This window comes from Emticicia agri, from assembly GCF_004168285.1.
In the GTDB taxonomy this organism is placed as follows: domain Bacteria; phylum Bacteroidota; class Bacteroidia; order Cytophagales; family Spirosomataceae; genus Emticicia; species Emticicia agri.
The window spans coordinates 107254-131506 of record NZ_SEWF01000017.1; the positions used below are offsets into that span (position 1 = coordinate 107254).

At 37.0% G+C, this 24253-nt stretch carries 23 protein-coding genes and 1 pseudogene; 10 read left to right on the forward strand and 14 right to left on the reverse strand.

The features are described from left to right. Positions 1 to 101 precede the first annotated feature (101 nt). The 4 genes from EWM59_RS13300 to EWM59_RS13315 all read left to right on the forward strand — a co-directional run bounded on the left by EWM59_RS13300 (position 102) and on the right by EWM59_RS13315 (position 5706). Positions 102 to 1061 (forward strand): S41 family peptidase, encoded by a 960-nt coding sequence (locus EWM59_RS13300; protein ID WP_130021468.1) that lies wholly within the window; start codon positions 102 to 104, stop codon positions 1059 to 1061. A 14-nt stretch (positions 1062 to 1075) separates the two neighbouring features. Continuing rightward, positions 1076 to 1840, forward strand: a complete 765-nt coding sequence (locus EWM59_RS13305) for a hypothetical protein (RefSeq protein ID WP_130021469.1) — start codon at positions 1076 to 1078, stop codon at positions 1838 to 1840. 729 nt (positions 1841 to 2569) lie between these two features. After that, complete coding sequence (locus EWM59_RS13310; protein WP_130021470.1) at positions 2570 to 3838, forward strand: hypothetical protein; 1269 nt, start codon at positions 2570 to 2572, stop codon at positions 3836 to 3838. 14 nt (positions 3839 to 3852) lie between these two features. Continuing rightward, positions 3853 to 5706: a S8 family serine peptidase gene (locus EWM59_RS13315; RefSeq protein WP_130021471.1), complete on the forward strand. Its 1854-nt coding sequence runs from the start codon at positions 3853 to 3855 to the stop codon at positions 5704 to 5706. A 182-nt stretch (positions 5707 to 5888) separates the two neighbouring features. On the opposite strand, the gene EWM59_RS13320 is transcribed toward EWM59_RS13315, so the two are convergent. The 7 genes from EWM59_RS13320 to EWM59_RS13350 form a co-directional block, all read right to left on the reverse strand. After that, positions 5889 to 6245, reverse strand: a complete 357-nt coding sequence (locus EWM59_RS13320) for a cupin domain-containing protein (RefSeq protein WP_130021472.1) — start codon at positions 6243 to 6245, stop codon at positions 5889 to 5891. Positions 6246 to 6280: 35 nt separating this feature from the next. Continuing rightward, positions 6281 to 6745, reverse strand: a complete 465-nt coding sequence (locus EWM59_RS13325) for a GNAT family N-acetyltransferase (protein WP_130021473.1) — start codon at positions 6743 to 6745, stop codon at positions 6281 to 6283. Positions 6746 to 6834: 89 nt separating this feature from the next. Then, the gene (locus EWM59_RS13330) at positions 6835 to 7290 is read right to left on the reverse strand and encodes a DUF3291 domain-containing protein (RefSeq protein WP_130021474.1); all 456 of its coding nucleotides are present in this window, start codon (positions 7288 to 7290) and stop codon (positions 6835 to 6837) included. A 960-nt stretch (positions 7291 to 8250) separates the two neighbouring features. Continuing rightward, on the reverse strand, positions 8251 to 11094 hold the full coding sequence (locus EWM59_RS13335; protein ID WP_130021475.1) for a hypothetical protein: 2844 nt from the start codon (positions 11092 to 11094) through the stop codon (positions 8251 to 8253). A 134-nt stretch (positions 11095 to 11228) separates the two neighbouring features. Next, positions 11229 to 12137, reverse strand: coding sequence for a lytic transglycosylase domain-containing protein (locus tag EWM59_RS13340; RefSeq protein WP_130021476.1), 909 nt, complete (start codon positions 12135 to 12137; stop codon positions 11229 to 11231). 69 nt (positions 12138 to 12206) lie between these two features. Then, the gene (locus EWM59_RS13345; RefSeq protein WP_130021477.1) at positions 12207 to 12623 is read right to left on the reverse strand and encodes an alpha/beta hydrolase family protein; all 417 of its coding nucleotides are present in this window, start codon (positions 12621 to 12623) and stop codon (positions 12207 to 12209) included. Positions 12624 to 12664: 41 nt separating this feature from the next. Then, on the reverse strand, positions 12665 to 12997 hold the full coding sequence (locus EWM59_RS13350; protein WP_130021478.1) for an alpha/beta hydrolase family protein: 333 nt from the start codon (positions 12995 to 12997) through the stop codon (positions 12665 to 12667). A 613-nt stretch (positions 12998 to 13610) separates the two neighbouring features. On the opposite strand from EWM59_RS13350, the gene EWM59_RS13355 reads away from it, so the two are divergent. After that, complete coding sequence (locus EWM59_RS13355; protein WP_130021479.1) at positions 13611 to 14219, forward strand: hypothetical protein; 609 nt, start codon at positions 13611 to 13613, stop codon at positions 14217 to 14219. 209 nt (positions 14220 to 14428) lie between these two features. Here EWM59_RS13355 and EWM59_RS27630 read toward each other — a convergent pair whose 3' ends face one another. Continuing rightward, a complete protein-coding gene (locus EWM59_RS27630; protein ID WP_165372172.1) occupies positions 14429 to 14572 on the reverse strand; it encodes a hypothetical protein in 144 nt (47 codons plus the stop codon). A 31-nt stretch (positions 14573 to 14603) separates the two neighbouring features. Here EWM59_RS27630 and EWM59_RS13360 point away from each other — a divergent pair, with 31 nt between their 5' ends. After that, positions 14604 to 15785 (forward strand): BamA/TamA family outer membrane protein, encoded by a 1182-nt coding sequence (locus EWM59_RS13360; protein WP_130021480.1) that lies wholly within the window; start codon positions 14604 to 14606, stop codon positions 15783 to 15785. A 98-nt stretch (positions 15786 to 15883) separates the two neighbouring features. Here the strand turns inward: EWM59_RS13360 and EWM59_RS13365 are convergent, their stop codons facing one another. From EWM59_RS13365 to EWM59_RS13385, 5 genes are all read right to left on the reverse strand, one after another. Continuing rightward, positions 15884 to 16390 (reverse strand): transposase, encoded by a 507-nt coding sequence (locus EWM59_RS13365; protein WP_130021481.1) that lies wholly within the window; start codon positions 16388 to 16390, stop codon positions 15884 to 15886. A 1-nt stretch (position 16391) separates the two neighbouring features. Continuing rightward, complete coding sequence (locus tag EWM59_RS13370; protein ID WP_229239357.1) at positions 16392 to 16862, reverse strand: MarR family winged helix-turn-helix transcriptional regulator; 471 nt, start codon at positions 16860 to 16862, stop codon at positions 16392 to 16394. A 200-nt stretch (positions 16863 to 17062) separates the two neighbouring features. Beyond that, positions 17063 to 17536, reverse strand: a complete 474-nt coding sequence (locus EWM59_RS13375) for a hypothetical protein (protein WP_130021482.1) — start codon at positions 17534 to 17536, stop codon at positions 17063 to 17065. A gap of 59 nt (positions 17537 to 17595) precedes the next feature. Then, positions 17596 to 18318 carry a hypothetical protein gene (locus tag EWM59_RS13380; protein WP_130021483.1) on the reverse strand — a complete coding sequence of 241 codons (723 nt, stop codon included), beginning with the start codon at positions 18316 to 18318 and terminating at the stop codon, positions 17596 to 17598. A gap of 99 nt (positions 18319 to 18417) precedes the next feature. Next, on the reverse strand, positions 18418 to 19575 hold the full coding sequence (locus EWM59_RS13385) for an acetyltransferase domain-containing protein (RefSeq protein WP_130021484.1): 1158 nt from the start codon (positions 19573 to 19575) through the stop codon (positions 18418 to 18420). Positions 19576 to 20051: 476 nt separating this feature from the next. Between EWM59_RS13385 and EWM59_RS13390 the strand changes: the two genes are divergently transcribed. Next, the gene (locus EWM59_RS13390) at positions 20052 to 20708 is read left to right on the forward strand and encodes a hypothetical protein (protein WP_130021485.1); all 657 of its coding nucleotides are present in this window, start codon (positions 20052 to 20054) and stop codon (positions 20706 to 20708) included. 263 nt (positions 20709 to 20971) lie between these two features. Here the strand turns inward: EWM59_RS13390 and EWM59_RS13395 are convergent. After that, positions 20972 to 22220 (reverse strand): annotated as a pseudogene (locus EWM59_RS13395) (IS256 family transposase). A gap of 93 nt (positions 22221 to 22313) precedes the next feature. Here EWM59_RS13395 and EWM59_RS28785 point away from each other — a divergent pair. From EWM59_RS28785 to EWM59_RS13410, 3 genes are all read left to right on the forward strand, one after another. Next, entirely contained in the window at positions 22314 to 22442 is a 129-nt protein-coding gene (locus tag EWM59_RS28785; RefSeq protein ID WP_374755948.1) for a 3-coathanger stack domain-containing protein, read from the forward strand. A 477-nt stretch (positions 22443 to 22919) separates the two neighbouring features. Then, entirely contained in the window at positions 22920 to 23216 is a 297-nt protein-coding gene (locus EWM59_RS13405; RefSeq protein WP_130021486.1) for a helix-turn-helix domain-containing protein, read from the forward strand. Between the two features lie 181 nt (positions 23217 to 23397). Beyond that, a partial coding sequence (locus tag EWM59_RS13410) for an IS481 family transposase (protein WP_130021487.1) occupies positions 23398 to 24253 on the forward strand: 856 nt, incomplete at its 3' end.

A 24253-nucleotide genomic window follows, 5' to 3' on the forward strand; every position in this document is an offset into this window, starting at 1 on the left:
AAAAATTTGGATTGATTCAACTTTTTGTTGTATTTTTTCACTCTGATATTATAAGGGCAACAAAGCCTCTATATTCCGTGACTGAAAATGACACAAAACGTATGAAAAAACTCTTATTGCTTATTCTTGTATCGGTTGTTCTGCTAAACAATGCTTGCCAAAAAGAACCCGAGCCATTAAAATTAAATTCTGCTATTGAAGCATATCTTAATGAACTAATGGTAATTATGCAGACTTATTCTGTGAACAAAAGAAACATTGACTGGGCTGTTTTCAGAAAAACTGTACTGGAAACAGCCAAGGGAGCGAAAGATGTAAATGATATTAAGACGTCTGAAGCTATTTATGTTGCACTTACCCAGTTGAAAGATAATCATAGCTTCTTTATAAATGCCAAGGGGGCATATACCTTTGGCGCAAATAATCCTACCTGTGCCGGTAGCATACCAGTTACACCTGCTGCAGATAAGGAAATAGGATATGTGAAAGTCGGAGCGTTTTCAGGTACACAACAGCAAGCCGATGATTTTGCACAGGCTATCCAGAATGCTATTAAAGCGGCAGATAGTGAGTCACTCAAAGGCTGGATTGTAGATCTGAGAGGAAACCGTGGTGGCAATATGTGGCCAATGATGGGTGGGATTGGTCCTATTTTAGGCGAGGGAGTAGCAGGGTATTTTATTGATCCGCTAAATAATATTATTGAGTGGGGCTACAAAAATGGCAATACACTCGGCTTTCAGATGAGTAATCCTTATATTTTGAAAAAACCTAATCCGAGAGTTGCTGTGTTTATTGATGAGGGTACTGCAAGCTCGGGAGAAGCAATAGCTGTGGCTTTTAAAGCCAGACCGGAGACAAAATTTTTTGGTATGGCCACCTGTGGACTTTCAACAGCCAACCAGAGCTACAATATGAGCGACGGAGCTGTACTGTTTCTGACGGTTTCGACTATGGTTGACAGAACAAAGAAAATTTACGGCAAAAAAATTGAACCTGATGTTACCGATGTAGACCAGCAAAGATATATTCAGGAAGCATTCACCTGGTTAAAACAATAAAAACGAAAAAACGTATGAACAAGATACTATTTTTGCTGATAGCTTTTATGGCATTTTCGGGCACTTATGCCCAAAATCTCAATGTTCTTTTAAGCTCACAGATGCCCAAAGTAGAAATAATAGATGGGAAAAAAGTAACAACAGTTGAGGTAAAAGCCCAGACAGGAGACTCAGGGTCGAGCCTGGCACCTCGTTCAGTTTCTTTTTTGGGCAGTCCGTTTTTTATCGATACTTTTCAGCCTGTTACTTTTTCTGTTGATAGCTCTACTGCCCCGATTACTGCACCTGTTCTATTAAATCTGGCAAATGATGAAATTCTGGCTCAATTGGCAGACAAAATCACACCACTCAGAAGAATAAATTTCACACTTGCCGGACACGAATTTGTAAATATTAAAGACCGGTATTATGAGCAACTCTTTGGCGGGAAGGTAAAGTTTTTGAAACGATATGAGCGTAGTTTAGTTCCTGTATTAATCAATAATTCTATTGCCGGGAGTGGCTATGGCAGAAGTAATCAGAAATATGATGGAGAAATCGGCAATAAAGAAATTTATTACTTAGTTTTTCACGGCGATAAAATGAAAGTAATTAATATGAATCCTAAATCTATTCTCAGTGTTTTGAAGAAAGAAAACAAAGGCCACTTTGTAAACGGAGACTTTGAGCGAATCAATGAAAATGATATTTATATAAAAGCCTTAGAAAAGTTGTCTAAGATAGATGAAAAGACATTAGCGAAAATTCTAAGCGATGCCGAAAGTGCTGTATTGCCTTAAAACTTTATATAATTTAGCGTATAGGCTGTATCGTTATTATACCTAAATTTACTTCTATCTGTTGACTCTATCAAGCAAAACTGCTCAATTTCAGCCTATTTCCCTCTTTTAGCTTCATGTGTTTGCAAATGATGCAGTACTAATGATTTAGACCCCTCAAAACATCTCAATTTTAAAAAGAAATTAAAATCCTGAACAACTTTGTCAATAGTATAGGATTCTTAGGGCAACAAAACCCTTTAATAATTTTTTCAAAGAAAAATCTCTTGAAATTTACTAAACCGCTTTAACTTTTTTATATTTACAAAAGAAGCAGGTTGCAAACGTGATTTGCTCCTTTATTAACCTAATTTTATACTGAATGAGCAATACTATTTTCATAGTATTGCTTTAGCCAATTAAACAATATGCTATAAAACTTTCTCTTTATAATTCTCGTAGTTTTGTTTTAAAAGTTTGTTTACTTCGTAAAGACGCTATTTTTGCGTCTTTACCTTTTTTATGGGCTGACTTTACTAAAGACAATACCTTATTTTAGCCTTAATAACCACACTATAACTTTCAGTATATCTGTTTAAAACCAGATGAACCAATTTAATACAGCGACAAAACCTCACTTTTCTTCAACCATTAAGTAAATACTTTTGCCATTTAATAAATAATAACGGCAAATGCGATAAACATTATAGAATATTTGTGCAAGTATTTACTCAAATCTACAATATTCTTATGAAAAAATCATTTCTACTCGCTTTATGTTATTTTGGTGTTATCTATTTTTCAGATGCCCAATCAGTAACAATTTTGCCCGGTGATACAAACGAAGGTAATATCCTTTCTAACTCTGGCACAAAACCAGTAGTAAATATCTTCAAAACTGGTATTTCAAACCCCCCAAAAATGGTGCTTCAACATAGTCCCTTCAACACAGATTGGGGATTGCAATATGCAGACGTAGGTGATAAATTTAATTTTATTGGCGACAGTGTAAATGTGGCGACATTCGACTTAGTAAACAAATCAGTAGGTATTGGCACATTTAGCCCGGTAGCTAAATTGCATATTAACCATGCAGGTAGTGATGTTAATCCGCATATAAGAATTAATTCAACAGGTGGTAGTTTCTCAAGAATAAACTGGACAACTGATGAAAATTCGAACAGATGGGTTGCGCAAAGTTACCTGAATAGCGCAAGCGAGGCCTCTAATTATTGGAGAATAGAATATAATAACTTGCCCTACGTAATTAATGCCGTAGGTAATGGCAATGTAGGATTAGGAGCTTCTACACCATCAGAAAAATTAAATATAAGAGATGGGAATTTACTATTAGAAACCAGCTCAACAGATAAAGTATTGGTTAAAGCACTTGGAACAGGAAGTGCCGGGGAAATGATTATGTACACTAATACCGGCGTAAAATCGGTAGAGATAAGAGCCTCTGATGCAGCAGCCAGCGCCGGAGAAATGAATTTTTATGTCCCATCAACAGGTGCAAGAACCCTTGAAATAGACGGCGACTGGAGTGGTAGTGGCAAAAGCCGAATTGTGGTTGATGAACTTCAGATAAAAGGAGGGGCTGATTTAGCCGAATACTTTAATATCAAAGCTGAAGAAAAAGTAGAGGCAGGCACAGTAGTATCTGTTTTAAGCGATAATAGCGGTAATCTTGGCATTTCCGGCAAAGCTTATGATAAAAATGTGGTAGGTATTGTAAGTGGGGCTAATGGTGTATCAGCAGGGTTGATGCTCCATCAGAAAGACAATCAGGCCGTAAGCGGCGATTATCCGATTGCTATTAATGGCCGTGTATATGTAAAAGCTGACGCCTCTAAGGCGGCTATCAAACCCGGCGATTTACTGACTACTTCGGATAAAGCCGGCTATGCCATGAAAGTCTCAAATTATAAAAAAGCCCAGGGAGCTATTATTGGTAAAGCGCTTACTGGCTTAGATAATAATACAGGCTTGGTGTTAGTTCTTTTAGGTGTAAAATAATAATGTAACCAACCATGAAAAAATTCATCATAGCAATAAGTATGAGCATCTGCATGGGGAGTTATGCACAGACTTTAACAAATGCCCCGACACTACAAAATGTTCCCGAAAATCTAAGAATTGATGCTTCATTATACCAGATTGGGCAGATAGCTCTTACAAGTGTGGCCAATGCTGAACTTAGAATGCAGGATAGCGGATTACGTACCAGACAAAATGAGTTAGGAGAAAAATACGTAAATGTAGAAATTGTCTATAAAAACGATTATGCCGCCGAAGAAATAAAAGACGAAATCAGTGTTGAATATCTGGAAAAACTTGGGTTTAAAGTAGAAACGCAATGGAAAAACCGGGCCAGTATATGGCTGAAAGCAAACGAAATAATGACCCTGGGTAGTAAACTTGACAAAGACTATTTCATGTTTGCTGTACGGAAAATTTACCATGACAATCAGGGGCCAACCTTGATGAACTCTGATAGTTATTCATCGGTAGGAGGTTCTGGTATCAGGATTGCCATCTTTGATTCAGGATTTGGAAGTCTTTCTTCTGCTGTTACTAACGGCCACTGTCCTACGCCTGCCTATATGTGGCGTAGTGGCTCCCAGATAAATACAGTAGCGGCTATGAGTGTTGGTTCAGTACACGGCACGGCCTGTGTTGAAACGGTATTCGACCATGCACCAGACTCAGTCTATGAATTATATGATGTAGCCAATGATACAGAAAAAGGTGCTGCTGTAACGTTATGCAAAGCACATGGAGTTGATGTAATTTCTATGTCGTTATCTACTTATAATACCGGTTGGGCTGACAATACAGGTGCTGCCTGTGCTGCTGCTGCTGACGCAGGCAACAATGGCATACTTTTCTTTACCTCTTGTGGCAATAGAGCTGATACGCATTGGGAAGGTAATTTCAGCGATGGTAATGGTAATGGATGGCATCAATTTTCCGGGACAGACGAACTAAATACCAGAACAGTACCTAATGGTGGTTATGCCGGTGTTACTTTAGCCTGGAATCCTGTAGCTAATTCTGATTATGATGTTTATATCTATCGAATCTCTGACAATGCTATTCTTGCCTCAAGCACTAATTCAGGTCTTACTTTTGAGGCGGCAGGCTGGACTAATAGCACTGGTTCGTCTGTTAGTATAGGTATAGCTGTCCGTAAGATTGGCAGTGCCTCTCCTGTATTCGAAATATTCAGCCATGACGATGGTTCAGCCTATCAATATGCAGTAGAGGCAGGCTCTAATACTTCTCCTTCCAATTCAACCAATGCCAATGTACTTTCGGTGGGTGCTGTTCCCAGACTATCGTATGGCTCTGCTTCGGGTACAACGGGCATTATAGCAGGTTATAGTAGCCAGGGGCCTACCAATAGTGGTAATTTAGCTCCAAAAATAAGTGCACCCACCAATACAACTACCTTTGTTTATGGTGGCGATTTTGGCGGTACCAGTTGTGCAACGCCAAATGCAGCCGGTATGGCTGCGGCATTCTGGTCGGCCAATTCTTATTTAGATGCCAGTGGGGTCAGGCAAATTCTTTTAAGAAAAGCGCAATTGTATAAAGATTGGGGAGCAGGGGGAGTTGATAATGTTTATGGAAACGGAGGGTTGTTTTTATATAATCACGCTACTGGTACCAGATATATGTATAGAGGAGCTAGCAATACTACAGGCTTAACAACCAGACCCTATTACAATTTTTCTCAGGCTCAAACCAATACACCTAATAATGGAAGAGTAATTATTTTAGGTGGCAACTACCCCGATAACGTGGTAATGGGTACAGGTGGAGGCGTTAATAAAAGCATCATCTATAGGTCTTTGATAGTAAATTCTACAGCTGATTTTTAGCATAAAGAGGCAAACCATAAACAAAAGCTGTTGGCATTGTGAACAAAGCCAACAGCTTTTACTTTTATACAGATTTTTTCTATATCAAGTGAACAAGAAACCGATTCGTTTAATAAATCTGTCAGCCCCCCTCTGTTTCCTGTTTGGCTTTTCTTCTTACTTTTGTTGAATATACGCTCAGGCTATTCAAGTGTGGTTCTGTCGTTATTGGTAGTTGGTTGAGAAATCACCAGAAATTCAAGCAACTCATTCGTTTCATTGGCAATATAATGCTCAGTACCCGCCTTTATCAGCAAACCTTTTTGCTCACTCACCAGTATCTTTTCTCCTGCCGGATAAAATGTAGCGGTACCTTTCAGAATAAAGAAAAACTGTTGGGCCTTGGTATGAAAATGCAATTTTTCTCTCGTACCACCGGGCATAGCCTCCTGCTTGACCGATAAACCTGCACTGTCAACCAATACCCAGCTATCACAACTATCTCCCCACAAATAATGCGAGGCATTTTGCTTGTCAACTGGTATAAAATCTTTTTCCATCTGAATTGCTTTAAAATCATTGACCTCCTCAGTATCTACTCTAAACTCATACGCATTTCTAATAAATTGCCTTTAAATCCTGCTTTTTCATACGCCTTTTTTGCCCCTATATTCTCTTGATATACTTCCAGACGAATCTCTCTGATATTTTTATTAATAGCCCATTGTTTGAGCGATTCTAAAATAGCCTTATTTACACCTTTCCCTCTGTATTCGGGTTTTACGTACATAAATCCGAGATAGGCATAATGTGTATGTTTCTGATAAGGCTTGGCTTCTTTTATTAAGGCATAACCCGAACCCACTAACTGGCCGTCTATTTCAGCTACTACCACCTCAGCAATGGGTGTTTCTATTAAATAGGTTAAATCGTAATAATGGATTTCATCGTCTTTCAAGGTGCTGTCCATCGGGCGTTCGGTTTCAACAATGCCTTGTTCAAAGGTTATAAGTATGTCTATTTCCTCTTTTTGTGCAGGTCTTATTATCAGGTTTTTCATTGTGAGATTTAGCGTTTGTATATAAAGTTTTCTGAATTTTAGAGATTACAGCTAATTACATAGTAGCCTCTACTTGATAGCCTCCCCTTTCACTGAGTATCCGGTAAAAATCTATTTCTGAAATCAAAAACTAAAGAAGATGCTCCATTTTTTTGCAGGTAATCCAGTTTTGCTACTGCTTCTTCTACTGCTGGGTATTGTCCGGCAGGTATCCACCATAGGGCTGTATAAACCTTCCCGAAATGATGAAACCATTCTTTTCTGCGTTTCAGAAAATCAGTATGCAGGCTCTTATAAACATATCTTTCAAGCGTCTCTACTGACTCCCATACCGATACATTGATAATTACCCGCTCATCGTCATAAGGATTAATGTTAGTAGCATTATTGTTATCGTCTTTTAGTCTCCATACAAAACCCTCGCTGTTTTCAGCCAGCGCATTAATGGCATCTAAATTATCAACAAATTCCTTCATCACGGGGTCATTGATATTCACCCCTTTCATACGGGCAATATTAATTTCAGCAAGTTGGTATTTATTCATATAAAATTAGTAATAATAGGCTAAAGACTCAATGGTAGAAAAGTTGTCATGAGGTTTTACTCCTATTAAATAAGTTACAACTGTTCAATAAAAAAGGTTTCGTTTCACTTGATAAATTTCTGATTTGAATAGGCAGCATACCCATAGAAATTAACGGGTTTGATAGCATATTTATAACTATTCAAAGACAGAATACGTATATATACCAATTCCTTCCGTAGCTCCTACAGTCTTGCATAAAACTTAACAAGAAGTACTTAAAAAAATACGACAAATTGTTGTTTTTTTAAAATAAAAAACTAAATTTTGTAGATGAGATGACTTGTGTTGACCCGACGATTTTCTCAAATGACTTTTGCTAATCATAGAAAGTGAGCTGATTTTTTAGCTTTGCCAATCCGAATCGCCAGAAAACAAAGCAAGCCAAAGCCTGTATAAAAACAGGGCTTTGGCTTTTTTATTGATGAGTAATAGGCAGTCTATAAAAAAGAAAAATCGTAAGATAAAATCTTACGACTTTCTAAAACAACTTTTGCTGTAATCAGTCTAAGGATAGACTGATTACAAATTTTATTTTATTTTTTTGTATTTTCCAAAGAAAGTATCATAATATTGAAAAAAAAAATTCTCCCCTCCTAAAATCAGTTATTTTGTACTATTTTAAGCAGTTTTCATGCCAAAAAAAATAAGAATAAAATTTTTCAAATAAGAAACATTAAAATTTGAATATGTTTCTACCAAAAACCTTTCATATCTATCAATTCAGTGCAAAAATCGTGTTTTATCAAAGAAAGTTAATTTTGTACTTGGTAATTATATGGAGAGGGATTTTTGCCAAACAATTTTGTTTAAACAAATAGAATTTTTTCGAGAAAATTCTTCTACAAAAAAGGGAATTTTTAATTTTTTTTAATAATAATTGCTGATTACCTTCTTCAAATATGGCAATCATCTTGATTTTCAATTTCTGAAATTACATGTGTTATTATTTATTTCAGCTTTAAATATACCTGAAGATATGCCGGAAGTACTTGTCGTGAATCCCGGGTTAAGGATAATGCTATTGGGGGCATAATAATTAATGTGTGCGTTCCCGGTCAATTTTTCAGTAGAGACAATGATACTGGCAGACCGCTCAGTTTTTGATTGGGTGCTAATACCGCTTAAACTTAATTCATTTCTACAGATTCTGAAAACAAACCATTCCTGGTTATAAAAATCATCACTTACTGATACAAGAATTTCTTTTTCACTCAATGGATAAGTTCCTGTACTTGGAAATCTGCCATACCAATACTCATCTTTTTCAAGCGTGATTATCATCTTTGTGCCTTCTACTGTTCCATTGCTTAAAAATAAATAGTTTTTACGCATATTATCAGTACCTTCACTACCATTGCCTAAAGTAGAAAAAATCATATTGTTTTCTAAACCTATAAAATCTCTTCGCTTAAACTTTCCTACCTGTTTCAGCCACGAACCCTCGCCAGTTGTAATATCGTATTTATAAAGATAGCCAAACTCGCTGTAATCTTTATTCAGGCCTATATAAAGTATGTTATTGCATAGGGCTAAAATACCTGTCCCTGTTTGCTCTTCACCTGTACCTGATATATTATACACCACATTTTCATTCGTTCCATCTGACCTCCATAAGGTTGACCCTGCACCATAAGGTGATCTTAAGTAATAAAAATAATCGGGTGTAAAATAAACATCGCTCTCTTCATTAGAATTATTCATTCCAAGGGTCTTTACCAGAATTGTACCTTCTGTTGTGCCATCAGATAGCCAGATCTGCCTTTCTGAGCCACCTGATATGACAAATGCAGTTTTATTTCGAAAGGAGGGATAGAGATTCACATGGCCAATAGCAAAAAAATTAGTCGACTTTAATAATTCAGGGATAGTAGAGTTAGGTCTTAATAACCATACTTTCATACTGCCGGAACCTTGGGTAAATATGTACAACCCTTCTGTACTTATATGCATAAATAACAGTTGGGAATCAACAAAAGTATATATCATTTGTGTAGTAGCTTCCGTTCCTTGCGTACGCCATAAGCTGTATTGATACGAATAACCACTAAACGTTAAAAAATAGGCCTTATTTTCGTCGAAAACCGGGCGGATAGTGCAGCTCTGATAAGGCAAAATCTTAATGGTATCGCTCACTCCGGCAGCAAAATTGGCTTTTTTCAGTACCTCATATTCCAGAAAATACAAGGAGTTATTCAGCTTAAAACTGGTCTCCGTTGGTTGATAGGTTTTTGCTGGTACGCCCCTTGTATTTTCAGGCGTTCCATCGGTTTCAAATATTTTAGGGTATTCCATCCGTCCATCTTTCGCTGAAAAGTAGGTTTTACCTTGATGATTAAAAATTGGAGAAATGTATGGTGCGTTTGATTGCTTACGGAAATCACATACTATTTTAATGGTGTCAGACCGTACTTCATACAACTCCTTCCCAAAATCAAAATACGTTGGCTGGCATATAGCCAATACCTTATTATTCACTACCTCAAACTCAATAGGGTTATTGTCCCAGGAGGTCTCTTTATAAAACTTATCACTTATCAGGATAGTCCCATTATAGTCTCCTGTAGTCTGATAAATACTTTTGCCATGAGAAAAATATAAATTCTGATTTGCTGGATTATAGACCATTTTAAAAGAACTCTCATATGGTGTAATATGGCCCGTTGATACAATTACTACCATATTTCCATCAGTTTTATAAAGAGTCTCATTTGCAATAAAGAATATGTATCCATCTTTAGAGGCAATTTCATTAGGCCCAAATATGCCATAGTTCTTATAATAGGCTATACGTCTTGTGTTGGCATCAGTGCCATCGGTAACCCATATTTCATATTTGGTTCCTACATTTATAAAAAGAAATGCCTTAGTGCCGAGTTCGTATATTCCCAAAATATTTATGTATTGATTCGGAACCTCCGAAAATGTCTGAATATTCTTAAACGGATATGTACCTGCTTCAGTACCATCTGAGACATACAATGCATTATTTACGCCGTTGTAAGCCTTAAAAATTATTTTGTTTCCAAATTTTGCCAGAAGGCCATCATAACTAAACGCAGAGCCGTCAGGGTTTATATCTTTTACCTTAACTGTGCTGTTCTTTGTACCATCGGTAACCCATAGTTCTCTATTAGATGTATAATTTCCCCCTACATCGTCAGCCACAAAAAACAGCTTATCACCTACCACTACAAGATTACTTGGCACAGAGCCTTCAGTTGGGCAGATATCCTTCAGAAGATAGGTACTGTCGGTAGTTTCATTATAATACATTAGTTCTAACCCTCTTCCGGTTAGTTGCCCGTTTTTATAGGCAGTAGACTGGAAAAAGATTTTATTATTGAAGGAAACCGGTGTAGGTACATAATAAACAGGTTGCCCACCAGGAGTATACGGAATTTTTTTTATCAGAGATGAATTAGGGTCAGATAAACCTATGCTATAATCATCAAAAAAGAGCAACTTATTATTAATAACCTGTGCTCCTCTAAACCATCCGTAAAGCGCTGTGGTATTGGCATAATTAGTGGTAGTTGTTCCATTACTTTTCCAGAGTTCCCATCTGGGTGGAATATGATGGTGAAAATCGCTTGTGTCGATGCCTTCCTGCAATACCACTACCTGATTATCAAGTTTCACCATCTGAAAAGGGTGAGAATCTGCTGTCTGGGTGTTGAGATGCTTTAATATATCAAAATGATAGGTCTGCCCTGATGCAGACAGAGCCCAAAAGTAAATGAGTAAACGTAAATATCGTATCATTAATGGTTTGTAAGACAGTCCAGCTTTAATTTTTACGAAAGATACAATGTTTTACAATTATGTCGCAGTAATTTTTATTTCTAATGCTTAATGAATCGCAATAGATTGAAACGGCATGGGTCAGGTATTTCATGTTACCGCCTGGGCACCACAAACTTATAGCTTTTCCCCTCCTTTACCTCAAACATTACGTTCATCAATTTATTTTGTTCATAATATTTATCTGACTTTATAGAACCCGGATTATACACCAGCCAGGGGTTATAATATTTCAGTGTTTTATAGTTAATGTTATGTTTCTTTGCCAATTCTATCAGATCTACATCTTCCTTCACTTCTACCACTTCTGTGGGCTCTAAAGGCTCCGCTTTGGTTACTACAAAGCCATAATTAGCCGGATTCTCACAAATCAATTTCAAAGCTAATATCCTGAATACATAATCGTTGGTTTCTAAAGTCAGGTGTAAATCGTAGTAAGATTGCACCGCCTGTGCTTTCAGGGTATTCATGATAGCCGTACGGCCTGAATTATAGGCTGCCGCTGTCAGTGTCCAGTTTCTGAAAGTCTTATTCAAGTTATTCAGAAAATTACAGGCAGCCTGTGTTGAGAGTTCAAGGTCACGGCGCTGATCAACAAATTTGGTTACTTCCAGTTTATATTCTTTGGCTGTTGTATCTCTGAACTGCCAGAAACCTGCCGCCTTACCCGAATTGGCATAAGGCCATAGCTCGCTTTCAATTACTGATAGGTAAAAGAAATCTTCAGGTATTTTATTCTTAGCCAATATACTCACTATTTTCTCTTTATACCGCCCTACGCGACTGAGTATCATCAAAGTTGATGAATGTTTATATACGTTTTTAATGAGTTCCTGCTCCAGTTGCTCACGTATCATAGGATTCTCTAATGGCACTTTTTCGCCTGCAAACTCCAGAGAAGCAGGTATGTGGGGCATAGTAACTTTTTGCGCTACGGGTTGTGCCATCACAAAATTCAATCCAAGCAGATAGATAAATGCGTATAAAAGAATTTTCTTGTTCATAGTGATTAATGATCTTATACAAAGTTCTGTTATTTAACCACTATTGGAACTCTGTTGGTCAAATAAAGTTTAGAACGCTGACAAGAAATTGGCAATATCTCCTTTCCATTCACTTTCATATTTATTCAGGTAGTTTTCATGCCCTGCCAATGGATAGGTTTTCAATTGTTTCTTGCCTTGAATATTAACCAGTATTTCATCAATTTCTGCCCTGCTTACCTTATCATCTAATTCACCATACAGTAACAGTGTAGGACAGGTGATTTTTCTGGCATATTTTGTTGGGTTATGTCCGAATGCCCAGAAATTGTTTTGTAGTCCTCCCCAGAAAACCAGTAAAGCTGCCATCGGAAAAGTGGGTGCTTGCATGAGCCTGAATCTGGCACAAACGGTCTCATACATAGAGCCAAACGGACATTCAATCATAATACCTGAGGGTTGAATACCATAGTCGCTGATGGCTTTCATGATGGCTACAGCACCCATTGATGTACCCCATAAGTAAATTTTGTTTTCTCCTTTTGTTTTCAGAAATCAACACAGGTTTTTACTTCTGCTGCTTCAAAGAAACCAATAGTAGTCTGGTTGCCTTCAGAACCGCCTGAACCCATAAAATCAACCAGTAGCGTATTATAGCCCAGTTGTTCAAAAACAACCGACTTTTCTAAAAGTGATGATTTCTCTCCGGCAAATCCATGAAACAAAACTACTGTTCCTTTAGCATTCTCTCTTTTTATCAACCAACATTCAATCATCTTATTACTTTTTAATTGAATGGTCTGGTAAGGCTTTGTTGGAAATTGCCCATTGGTAGGTCTTGGATTGTTGATACCAAAAGCTAAAGATTTCAGTCTGTGCATCCATGTCAGTTCTTTTTTGTTCGCACAAGGCTCTTATCGGCAAAATGTGTAAATTTATACGCATGGAAATAAGCCACTATATTCATTAAAATAAAAACAGTTAACAATCCCCAGCCTATTTTTTTTAGTGTTTTCTTAGAGCGCATCAGCTTTGTATATAGTTTTAGGTAATACATAAAAACAAGCTCAATAATAATAAAAGAGATATTTTTCAGAAAGGCAAATCGGGCACTGTCCGATGTTTGTCTTTGAATCTCCTTAGATTTCCGGTGAATTACGTTTTTAACCTACCTTTAATATCAATTTAAAATCGCTTTTAAACACATTCTTTTACTTTGTCGCATCAAAACAACCATAAAGAATAAACCATAATGTAGAAACTGTTTGAGTTAATCTTATTGAATTAAAAAAGTCGATTTTTGTTCAATACAGCGCTTTAAAACCCGTCATTTAGCGCTGCTAAACTCCGGTTTTTAAATCTTGTCTTGAAGTAAAAATCGTTCTTTTTTATTTTCAAAATTTAACTCAAACCGTTTCTAAGATTTTATGATAGGACATACCTCTACTCTATTCTGATTAAATCATTATATTATTTTAAAACGCAAACAAGACAATGAAAAAGAACATCATGATGATTGGCATTTTGGCCTTGCCTTTTCTGGCCAATGCGCAAACAGTTGCTACTACATTAGCTACTAATAACACAACTACGGCATTTATCTCTGATATTCCGCTGAATGGTATTTTCTTAAATGCAGATGAATTTGAGAATGGTATTCCGGAAATGGGTTTTGATAAAAAATCGAAAGAGAATCATATCCGTGAATTTGACAACAAGGTGATTCTAATAGAAAATGCAGAAAAAACCAAGTTTGCCAAATCTGAAATCTGGGGATTCCGAAAAAATAACCAGGATTATCGCACTTTTAATAATGAAGATTATGCTATTGCTTATGCTCCTAAGGGCTTATCTGTTATTTTCTATAAGTTGGGCGATGTAACAGGCCAAGCCAATATAAAAGATGAATTTGCAGGTAAATACTATTTTAGCCGCAATAGTCAATCAGCTATTTATCCACTGACTGCCGCTAATATTAAAGAAGTTTTCTCAGACCAGATTCCGTTTATAGAAGCAATCAGCAAAGTGAAATTGTCTGACGAAATGCCGATTCATGAAATGGATAAAGTATTAGCTGAGTATGTAAAGAATCATGTGAATTGAGGGGAAAAGGAGAGTTTTAAACTGAAAAACCGGAAAATGAAAAACAGAAAAATGTAAAAGGGTGTGCTTTGTGCTTGCCTGAAATACAGATAGTACAACAATGAATGTAGAGAAGATTGGTGAGCAATAATTTGTCAGGAATCAAGTGGTGGGTTGCTTTAATAAACGATTGTTATAGAGGTTACAGGCTTGCAGCATATTTCGTTTAATTAGGGTGGCTCATCGCTGAATTCTGCCATATCAGAAAAATCTTTGCAAAGAAGGTGGTATTTTGCCACCTTTTTGGTTTTATTTCGTTTATAAGTATAATACCGACAGGCATCAATTTTTGCCCGGATGGTTCTTATATCCACATATACTTAAATTAAAGCTTCTGTTGACCTTATGAGCAAACGAGTAAGCATTATTATTATCCTGTTTTTCGTACCAACGATTCTCCTGGCTCAGATACCCTATTCTCAACAACGGGACGCCATTGATATACTCAGGAAAGTAGTTCATTTTAAGAAACCAAGAAAGAGCGACTCTACCTCATTGAAAGAAGGCGGCAGAGTAGTAACCATTTTGCCTACCCCCGGCTATGCCCCACAGAGTAATCTTTTTTTGCAATTAATTGCTAATGTAGCTATTCGAAACACCAATGCCAATGTTTCAGTGCTCAATCTGGTAGCTACCTATACACAGAATAAACAGTCAATCCTGCAATATACCACCAGCTATTTCTCTAAAGACAACAAATATTATTTCTCAGCCGACTGGCGTTTTATGGATTACCCTCAGGCCACCTATGGCCTGGGTATGAATACTTCTTTGAAAGATGCAATTGATATGAATTTCAGGTATCTGAAACTATACCAGACCATTATGCAAAGTGTGGGTAAAAACCTATATATGGGTATTGGCTACCAGTATGATTATCATTGGAAAACACAAAGTTATGTCAATGACAATATTATTGAGCGAATTTCGGATTACACGCTGGGAGTTTCGGGTAAAACGGTTTCCTCAGGCCCGACAGTAGCTTTATTATTCGATAGTCGCACGAATTCTCTGAGTGCCACACAAGGAATATATGCCAACGTTGTTTTTAAACAAAGCCTTAAAGCATTAGGTAGTAATACGGATTACCCTTCTTTACTGATTGATGCCCGTAAGTATTTTAGCCTGAACCGAAACTCTGACCATATATTAGCTTTGTGGTCGTACAATTTTTTTACACGTGGCACGGTGCCTTATCTGGATATGCCAAGCACAGGTTGGGATACAAACGTAAATACAGGCAGGGGTTTTATCCAAGGGCGGTACAGGGGAAAAAACATGATGTATTTTGAAGCTGAATACAGATTTGCCATTACCAGAAATCAGTTATTTGGAGGGGTACTCTTCTCTAATGTGCAAACAGTTAGCGAACTATCTACTAACAAATTTCAGAAAGTTATGCCTGCCGTAGGTGCCGGGCTGCGGATACGTATCAATAAATTTTCAAGGGCAAATTTAGCTATAGATTACGGCATTGGTGGAGACGGCTCCCGGAATATATACTTTAATTTTGGGGAGGTGTTTTAGAAAACTTAGCGAATGGCTATGCACTTATATTGGTTTTAGTAACAATCGCTAACCTTACCTGGGTACAGGATTTCTTCAATGGATTAAAGTAATACCTTTTACTCAAATTTGAGGTTCATCATTTTGATACAAAGCGGAATCAAGCCTAAAGAAACAGCAATAAAAATCCCAACCCGAACATAATTCAGCGTCCGCCAGAGTGTAGCTCTGCTCAACAAATCTGTTACGTTACTACCTGCATTGGCTATTTTCTGAAATTCTATAATATTGGGAGCAAAATAAGCCAATGTCCATACTCTAACGGCAAAATGAATCAAAAACAGTATCAACAGCCAGTTTCTGATGGGGTCTATTTTCCAACAGAATACAATGGCCATGATAAAGGTTATTTCATGAACCGAGTGCATCGCTATCCAGAATGTTTTAAAATCAAGCCCATATTTACCCTTGAATAACTGAAAAGATTCAGTAGGTGCAGCCGTCCATTTAGGTACAATTACGGCAGTTTCAAAAATCTGCGCCCCATTCATCAGGAAATAAATAAGGGTAGTAATAAAAAGCCAGGTGGCTCCTCTTGAGATATAATCTTTGGCTATATGTTCCATTTTATTGTCCGTTGTTTAATTCCTGGGTTACTTCATTCATTACAGCCATAGCCGAGCGCAGGTATTTTTCAATAATTACCTTTTCTTCGGCTGAAAAAGTGGCAATCAATCCCACTATTTTGCTTTGTAGCATGGCAAACGTACCTCCTAATAATTGCATGGCATTTTCGGTTTCAGGCACTATCATTATTTTTCTTCTATCATCTTTATCAAAATGACGTTTTGCTAAATTTTTCTTTTCAAGCCTGTCCATTAAGCCTGTTATAGCTCCGGCTGTCAAGCCTGTTAACTGGGCAAACTCTCCGGCTGTAATAGCCCCTTTTTGTATCAGTATGCCTAAGTACTTATGGTCAGTACCTGATAAACCTGCTTTTCGGGCAATGGCTTCGTGCATCAGAATCGTAGCATCAGAAAAGAGTTTTCCTAATTCGCTGATGGTCTCAATCTGCTCATTACTTAATGATTCATTCACTATCAATCAATTTATTTTAGTAACTAAAATATTTAGATATTAAAATAAATGATTATGATTGAACATTGCAAAGGTTTTGCAAGAATTATTTTGAGATTAAAGGAATAGTAGAAAAATGTAGAGGAATTGGTAGGATAGATTAGCAGGCTTAAATCTTTTGTCTTGCCGTTAGTATTATGCTTGAACAATTTGAAAAATAGCTATTCACTGTAACCCGTTGCGACCACTACAATTGCAGCTATCACACCTATTACCAACAGCACCTTCGCCCAGACAGGCATTTTAGCCCAAATAGACGTTCTTTCTGATAGGTCTGAATCAAAATCCTCATCTAACTCTTCACGAAAGGCTTTGGGTTGTCTTTGCTGTTCAAGATATTCTAAATAGGCAAAGTAAGAATGAAATTCTTCATACCAGCTAATTACTTCCGGACGTAAACTTATCTGATGATGATAAGCCTGTTCGGGTGTTTCGGCATGGGTATTTATCAGCCGTTTACTGCTCAGCATATACAGCAGGTTCTGATAGTGTTTTTCTGACAGATTAGGTATATCGGCAAACAGTTCTTTACAAAGTGTCTCATAATCGGGCAATTGTGTCCATTCTAAGCCTTGTTTTACCTGTTTATTATATAAAGTAGCTATTATCTGGTCAATCTGCTGGTTGGTAGTCATGAGGGCTGCTGCATTTTTGGATATGCTCAAAGATAGAAAATCAGATACATTCAGCCAATTTATCTGCTTATAAATGAATTAGAATCTGTATCCATTAATTTATTACGGCGCCTAACCTTCTCCCAATCTGCGTTTTGATTCTTTAAAAAATCTGCATAATGAGGAATAACGAGTTTAAGAAATTCACTTAATTGCTGTAATTCTACAAAATGTGGATAGTTTACTATGTCAATATCAACGTTGTCATAATAACGAAACTCGTATTGCTTGCCTGCTATTATCTCAACATAATAATGAGTACCATCAGTAGATTTATACGCTAAGCCAATATCGTATTTGCCATACTTGCCATCTTCAATTTCTTTATGCGTTAGTAAATTGAAAACGTTATAATCTCTAAGGCGTTCTGTAAAATTTTCCCATCCCTTGGGTGGTATTAATGTGTTAATTTTATTCTGATTTCTCACATGAAAACCTTTCCATTGGTTATTAACCAATGAATAGTTGATATATAAAATCCCTCCAAAATTTTGTTCAAGAAAAATCCTGATTTCAAAATCCTTTTCTTTGGTTACTGTATCTAAACGGAATCTGTCTTTAATCCAACTTAAAGTCTTATCTATAGGCTCATGCTTGTAAATCATTTCATCAACCCCCAACATCCGTGCGCAAGTTGAGTCAGCTTTAACTACTGCTATATCTTGTTTTTTCTCTTGACAGCCTAAGCAAATTACAGCAAAAACAGCTATTGCAATCACAATTTGAGAGCAAAAGTTCTTCATTTAATTAAATAGGTTTGATTAGTAATAACTAAATGAAGAACGAATAAATATACGGTATCAATCAAAAATTAAGCATAAAAATTACATTTTATATATGACCTATAAATACCGCAACCACCATTTTTCAGGGTGTGCTTTTTTATAGGCATCGTACCAACGGCACTTTACATAGAGAATTATGACATCAATCAGAAAAACAAGGTATAGTAAAGACAAAGGCCATCGGTTGGTTTCGGGTACTTGCGCAAAAGGAGCAGTTACGTACCATTCCTGATGTGTGGCTCCGTCACGTAGATAATTGACGATTAAAGCAGTAATATGAATCAACAGAATGTGCATGAGGTAATAAAACATTGGCACACGCCCGAAAACGGCCAAAGCATTGGTAAACCAACCTTTTAGTCTTTCAGCCAATGGTACAAGCGCAATAACAGGCCCCAGAGTCATGAGTACATATAGTTGCGAAGGCGGATATTTGCTTTGATTGAGTAATCTGAAAAACAAGGGCATCGGATTGCCGGGTCTATTGTTGTAATAGACTATTCTACTGCCTACAATCGCAAATATAATAATGGCCAGTAGGCCTATGACTAAACAGATTTTATCACGAAGTGCAGGCTTCTTTAATAAAATCAGCCCAAATCCATAACCTGCCATCATGATACCAATCCAAGGAATTAATACATAGAGTACTGCGATGCCGCCTAATGGCTGAAAGTCTGCCGGATAAAAAAACTCCCATATAGACCCAACCGAACTTTGCATAGATTCAGGAAATAGTTTTGGCACATAACTAAAGACCTGCTGGAAAGCAATCATCAACACGCCAATAATACCTATAACCACTGCCTTGAGCCGGATAAAAAGTGCTAACAAAACCATACACCAACCCAACATCCAGATAACGCCTGCCAATATGAATGAACTATAATCGAGACTGAAAGTCCAGAAGAACCGGACGACTGTTAGTTCGAGTACTACCAGAAATAATCCCCTTGTCAATAAAAATTTCATCAGCTGCGTTTTATCTGCTATTTTCTGTCCGTACAGAAAAGCACTTGTTCCGGCAAAAAAGGCAAAAGAAGGCGCACAGAAATGAGTAACCCAACGTGTAAAAAACAGGTCGGCAGTATAACCACCGGCCGGAACGCCCGCATATACACGTACGTGGTCAATCGCCATTAATACCATCACCAATCCTCGTAGAATATCTACTGACTGGATTCTTTGAAGTTTTTCAGAGGATAACTGTTTCATAATTTGAAAGGAGTTTTAATAAAAAGAGCGCAGCACGACCATCAGCTTCTTGTAAATCAGCCTTAATCAATCGTATTGCGCCCGATAGTTTTTTGATATTATCAATGAACCTATTTAAACTTATTTCTTTTGACTGCGAATGGCTATTTTTCAATCATATTTCGCTTATTTATTTCGTCCGTAGCGCTGCTACGCACTCAATAAATAATCTCATCTGATTAAAAAATCGCACATTCTCGTTGCTAAACAAAAAGTTTAAACAGGTTCAATGTAATTTACAGATAATCAGTGAAAAAGTATTGAAATAGCGGAATAATTATGCAGAAATACTATTGGTTGCCGTGTTTTGAAATTTGTTGATAGGGGCATAAGGTCTGGTTCTGTTTACAAGCCTTACTATTAATCACTCAAAGTTTTATTATATTTGACCATGATTCGCCTTACCGTAGGCTTAACCAAAGAAATAAACACAGTCAATGACCGCTTCTCTTACCCGATTAACCAACCGATTTACTTTGTTCTTTGTGCTATTGCTTGGCATATCTGCCTGCCAGTCATCACTTACCAAAAAAGTAAAGTATTATTCTACCGAAATAACCCTGAAAAATGGCACTGTACTGAAAGGAAGCACCTCTCCAATTGCCAATGAAAGTTTTACTTTTAAAGATGCCAAAACGAGTAAAAAGTCAACAATTCAGAATAAAGAGGTACAATCTATTATTAAAAACCTGCCTGAGGGTACCCGAGAATATGCACAGATAGAAGTAGAAACTAACAAAAAGCGAGAGAAAACAGAAACTGTCCTGGGCGCTTATGTAGTAAAAGGCATATTAAACCTGATTTCTTACGAAGCTACCGAGCACACCCGACAAGTACAAACCGTAAATAACCGACAAACCTTTGTCAATGAAACCATATTGGCTAAACACTACTATCTGAAATGGGACAATGCACCGGGGAAAGAAGTAAATATGGGTAAACGTAAAGGACAGGAAGAAGATTTTATGGATACAGCCTTAGAATTTTTTGCTGATGCACCCGAACTAATGAAAAAAATCGGCAGTGAAGGCTATCAGGCCAAAGACATTAAGAAAATAGTAGAGGAATACAATGCCATTAAAAGCAAAAAATAAGTTAATGCTCTTTTGTCAATAACAGGTGCAAGGAGTTTGTGTACTTTTATGGAGTACTACAAACACGAGAATGGTCAGGTATTTAGTGGAGAAACCGAATTGAAACTAAGAAAGAGAAAGGAGTAATTGGCTCCAATAAGTCAAGGTCATTAATAATTTTGAACAGAGCTATTTGGTTCTAAATAAGAAGCTATGGGAATATTTTTTAAACTGTGTCAAAACTAATTGAGCGAGTTATAAGTTCTGGTTTTTTCAACCAGAACTTATAACTCGAAATCTTGTTTGCCAATTCTATCAGCGAAAATAATTGTAATTTCCGATAGAATTTCTTTCCAGGAAAAAACAGTTTTATTCCAAAGTTTATCCATATTAATGATGCCTAAATATGCTAGTTTCAAAAGAGCATTGTCAGAGGTAAAAGCACCTTTGGTTTTCGTTAATTTTCTAATTTGGCGATGATAGGCTTCAATAGTATTGGTTGTATAAATGATTTTTCTAATGGAGCGTGAGTATTGAAAAAAGACCGATAAATTTTCCCAGTTATTGACCCAGCCTTCAATAGCCTTTGGATAGGATTTGCTCCATTTTTCTGATAATTTCAATAGATTTTCTTCACCAATTATGCGTGTTGGTGCTTGATAAACGGATTTCAAATCAACAATAAACTCTTTAAGATGTTTCTGTGGTATAAAACGTAGTGAATTTCTGATTTGATGAACAACACAAAGTTGTGTTTGAGCCTTTGGAAATGTCACTTCAATGGCTTCTGGAAAACCTTTCAGACCATCTACACAAGCGATGAAAATATCCTCTACCCCTCTATTTCTAAAATCCTGCAAGACACTTAGCCAAAATTTCGCACCCTCACTTTCGGTTAAATATATGCCTAAAACTTCCTTTTTTCCTTGTAAATTAAGCCCAATAACGCTGTAAAGTACTCGTGTCGTTACTTTTCCATCTACACGAACTTTATAGTACATCGCATCAAGCCATGCTACTACATAAATACTCGATAAGGGTCGCTGTTGCCACTCCCGAAGCATTGGCAAAACCTTGTCAGTAATGCTCGAAATTTCACTCGGTGATAGGCTGTAAGCGTAGATTTCCTGTAAATGTTTGCCTATTTCTGAATAGCCGCACGGGCGGCCCCGTCATCCCTCGGCTATACATCGAAATAATTTGACCCTCTAACTGCTCTGTCAGAACTACTTGACGCTTAGGAACAATGTTTGGCTCGAAATTTACCAAACGGTCTCGGGGTGTTTGAAGTTCAAATTCCCCAGCACTACTTTTTACTCGCTTTAAGGAAGACCTATTACGCCTATTGACTGTCCCATTTGCTCGTTCTGAGGCCAAATGAGCGTCCATTTCTCCTTGCAATGATTGCTCTAAAAAGTGCTTTAACATTGGAGCAAAAATGCCATTTTCGCCTGTCAAAGGTTTGCCTGAGTAAAGCCCTTTGATGGCTTCAGCTTTGAAATCCTCGAAATTGAAGTCTTGATTCGATTCCATAAAAAAACTGTGTTTAAGTAAAGTTATAAATTTGCTGAAACTTTTACTTGACACAGTTTAAAAAATAGCCTCATACAAGAATCTGCCAAGAAGATTGGTAGCCCTACATTCAGCCCGTCGCCAAATATTTCAATGGAAGCCGGAAAATCTATTGTTCTGAATCCGGGTTTTGTGGTTGAAACAGGGAGTGTATTTAAGGCCGAGATAAAGGGGTGTAATTAGGGGTCATGGCGTGGAATTAAAACGAAGTAGCCTCTCTCCTACTGTACATTATAGAAAATACTACTGCCAATGGCAGTGGTATTTTTTAGTTTAGACGTTACAGCTAACAAATATTGTATTTACGAATATACTCTGTAGTGCATCAAATATAGTTACACTATTAGATCCCTACTTAGCTTTATTACCTTTTTGTTACTTAATTATGTTCCGAAACATTCGTTGGTCGGACAAATGCCTTATCAGTAATCATTATAGCCACTAATACGGCGAAAATCACTTATCAGTCAATAGCTATCCTATCAGCCACTGATTCTAAAGCACAGCCGTATGGGGATAGTTCATTTGATGAGGTTTTAAGGATAGTTAAAATATCATTTAGGACTCGTTTCAATTCCGGTAGCACCTCTCTGCCAAACCATTCGTTTTTAGCCTGCCAGATGTTGTTGCTTGGCGAGGGCTGCGTTGCCTTTTAACGATTTGCGAAATACGCTTAGAATACCAATTAAAGGCTATATTGAAGCACCAACAACACTTGGTGATAAAATCAGGAATAGAAGAATTGAACTACAACTCACTATACAACAGCTTGCAAGATTATTAAAAGTAACCGAGGAAGCAGTAGTATATTGGGAATATAACCGAGGAATTCCAAAAGTATATAATTATCCAAAATTCATTGAAGTATTAGGCTTTCTACCTTTTGATGTTGATACAAGCACATTAGGTGGTAAGATTATAGTCCATAGTATACTACTATACAATTTGGATTATTGAATATTTTTTTTCTTAATAAAGGACAAATATTTGTTCAAATCAAACCAGCTAATTATACAATTACTAATAGCTTGCAATCCATTTCTAAAAATAGAGACGGCAGGATATTTATCTGAAATAGTCATGATTTAATCTGACAGTTACGATTTATTTAGTAACTTAAAATTAAAGATTAAATCAAATGACAACACAGGCAAAAATCATCAAGAACAAGTTAGGAGTATTAGAACTTGCCAATGTTTTAGGCAATGTCTCAAAGGCTTGCAAGGTAATGGGTTATAGTCGAGATAGTTTCTATCGCTTCAAGGAACTCTATGAACAAGGTGGTGAATTAGCACTTCAAGAAATTAGTCGCAGAAAACCCATAGAGAAAAATCGGGTAGATACGTTAGTAGAAGAAGCCGTTGTCAAGATGGCATTGGACTTACCAGCTTATGGACAGCTAAGAGTATCAAATGAGCTAAAGAAACAAGGTATAGTTGTCTCTCCTGGTGGAGTACGTTCAATCTGGTTAAGACATGATTTAGCTACCTTTAAGAAACGTTTAAAAGCATTGGAAGCGAAGGTTAATCAGGAAGGAATTATCCTTACAGATGAGCAAATAACAGCCTTAGAAAGAGCCAAAGCTGAGAAACAGGCTCATGGAGAAATAGAGACACATCATCCGGGTTATTTAGGAGCACAGGATACGTATTACGTAGGTAATATTAAGGGAGTAGGCCATATTTATCAACAGACTTTTATAGATACTTATTCAAAGGTAGCTTTTGTTAAACTCTATGACCGGAAAAACGCTTTAGTAGCCGCTGATATGCTCAATGATAAGGTTATTCCTTTTCATGAGCAAAATCAGATTCGTCTACTAAGAGTTTTAACTGATAGGGGTACAGAATATTGTGGTAATAGGGAGCAACACGAATATCAATTATATTTGGCTATAGAAGATATTGACCATACTAAAACTAAGGCCAAAAGTCCTCAAACTAATGGTATATGCGAGCGTTTCCATCGTACTATTCAGGATGAATTTTATGCGG

Excerpts from the sequence above, each read along its gene's own strand:
- EWM59_RS13300 (WP_130021468.1), top strand. The coding sequence starts at position 102 with ATGAAAAAACTCTTATTGCTTATTCTTGTATCGGTTGTTCTGCTAAAC.
- EWM59_RS13305 (WP_130021469.1), top strand. The coding sequence starts at position 1,076 with ATGAACAAGATACTATTTTTGCTGATAGCTTTTATGGCATTTTCGGGC.
- EWM59_RS13310 (WP_130021470.1), top strand. The coding sequence starts at position 2,570 with ATGAAAAAATCATTTCTACTCGCTTTATGTTATTTTGGTGTTATCTAT.
- EWM59_RS13315 (WP_130021471.1), top strand. The coding sequence starts at position 3,853 with ATGAAAAAATTCATCATAGCAATAAGTATGAGCATCTGCATGGGGAGT.
- EWM59_RS13320 (WP_130021472.1), bottom strand. The coding sequence starts at position 6,245 with ATGGAAAAAGATTTTATACCAGTTGACAAGCAAAATGCCTCGCATTAT.
- EWM59_RS13325 (WP_130021473.1), bottom strand. The coding sequence starts at position 6,745 with ATGAAAAACCTGATAATAAGACCTGCACAAAAAGAGGAAATAGACATA.
- EWM59_RS13330 (WP_130021474.1), bottom strand. The coding sequence starts at position 7,290 with ATGAATAAATACCAACTTGCTGAAATTAATATTGCCCGTATGAAAGGG.
- EWM59_RS13335 (WP_130021475.1), bottom strand. The coding sequence starts at position 11,094 with ATGATACGATATTTACGTTTACTCATTTACTTTTGGGCTCTGTCTGCA.
- EWM59_RS13340 (WP_130021476.1), bottom strand. The coding sequence starts at position 12,137 with ATGAACAAGAAAATTCTTTTATACGCATTTATCTATCTGCTTGGATTG.
- EWM59_RS13345 (WP_130021477.1), bottom strand. The coding sequence starts at position 12,623 with ATGGGTGCTGTAGCCATCATGAAAGCCATCAGCGACTATGGTATTCAA.
- EWM59_RS13350 (WP_130021478.1), bottom strand. The coding sequence starts at position 12,997 with ATGCACAGACTGAAATCTTTAGCTTTTGGTATCAACAATCCAAGACCT.
- EWM59_RS13355 (WP_130021479.1), top strand. The coding sequence starts at position 13,611 with ATGAAAAAGAACATCATGATGATTGGCATTTTGGCCTTGCCTTTTCTG.
- EWM59_RS13360 (WP_130021480.1), top strand. The coding sequence starts at position 14,604 with ATGAGCAAACGAGTAAGCATTATTATTATCCTGTTTTTCGTACCAACG.
- EWM59_RS13365 (WP_130021481.1), bottom strand. The coding sequence starts at position 16,390 with ATGGAACATATAGCCAAAGATTATATCTCAAGAGGAGCCACCTGGCTT.
- EWM59_RS13375 (WP_130021482.1), bottom strand. The coding sequence starts at position 17,536 with ATGACTACCAACCAGCAGATTGACCAGATAATAGCTACTTTATATAAT.
- EWM59_RS13380 (WP_130021483.1), bottom strand. The coding sequence starts at position 18,318 with ATGAAGAACTTTTGCTCTCAAATTGTGATTGCAATAGCTGTTTTTGCT.
- EWM59_RS13385 (WP_130021484.1), bottom strand. The coding sequence starts at position 19,575 with ATGAAACAGTTATCCTCTGAAAAACTTCAAAGAATCCAGTCAGTAGAT.
- EWM59_RS13390 (WP_130021485.1), top strand. The coding sequence starts at position 20,052 with ATGACCGCTTCTCTTACCCGATTAACCAACCGATTTACTTTGTTCTTT.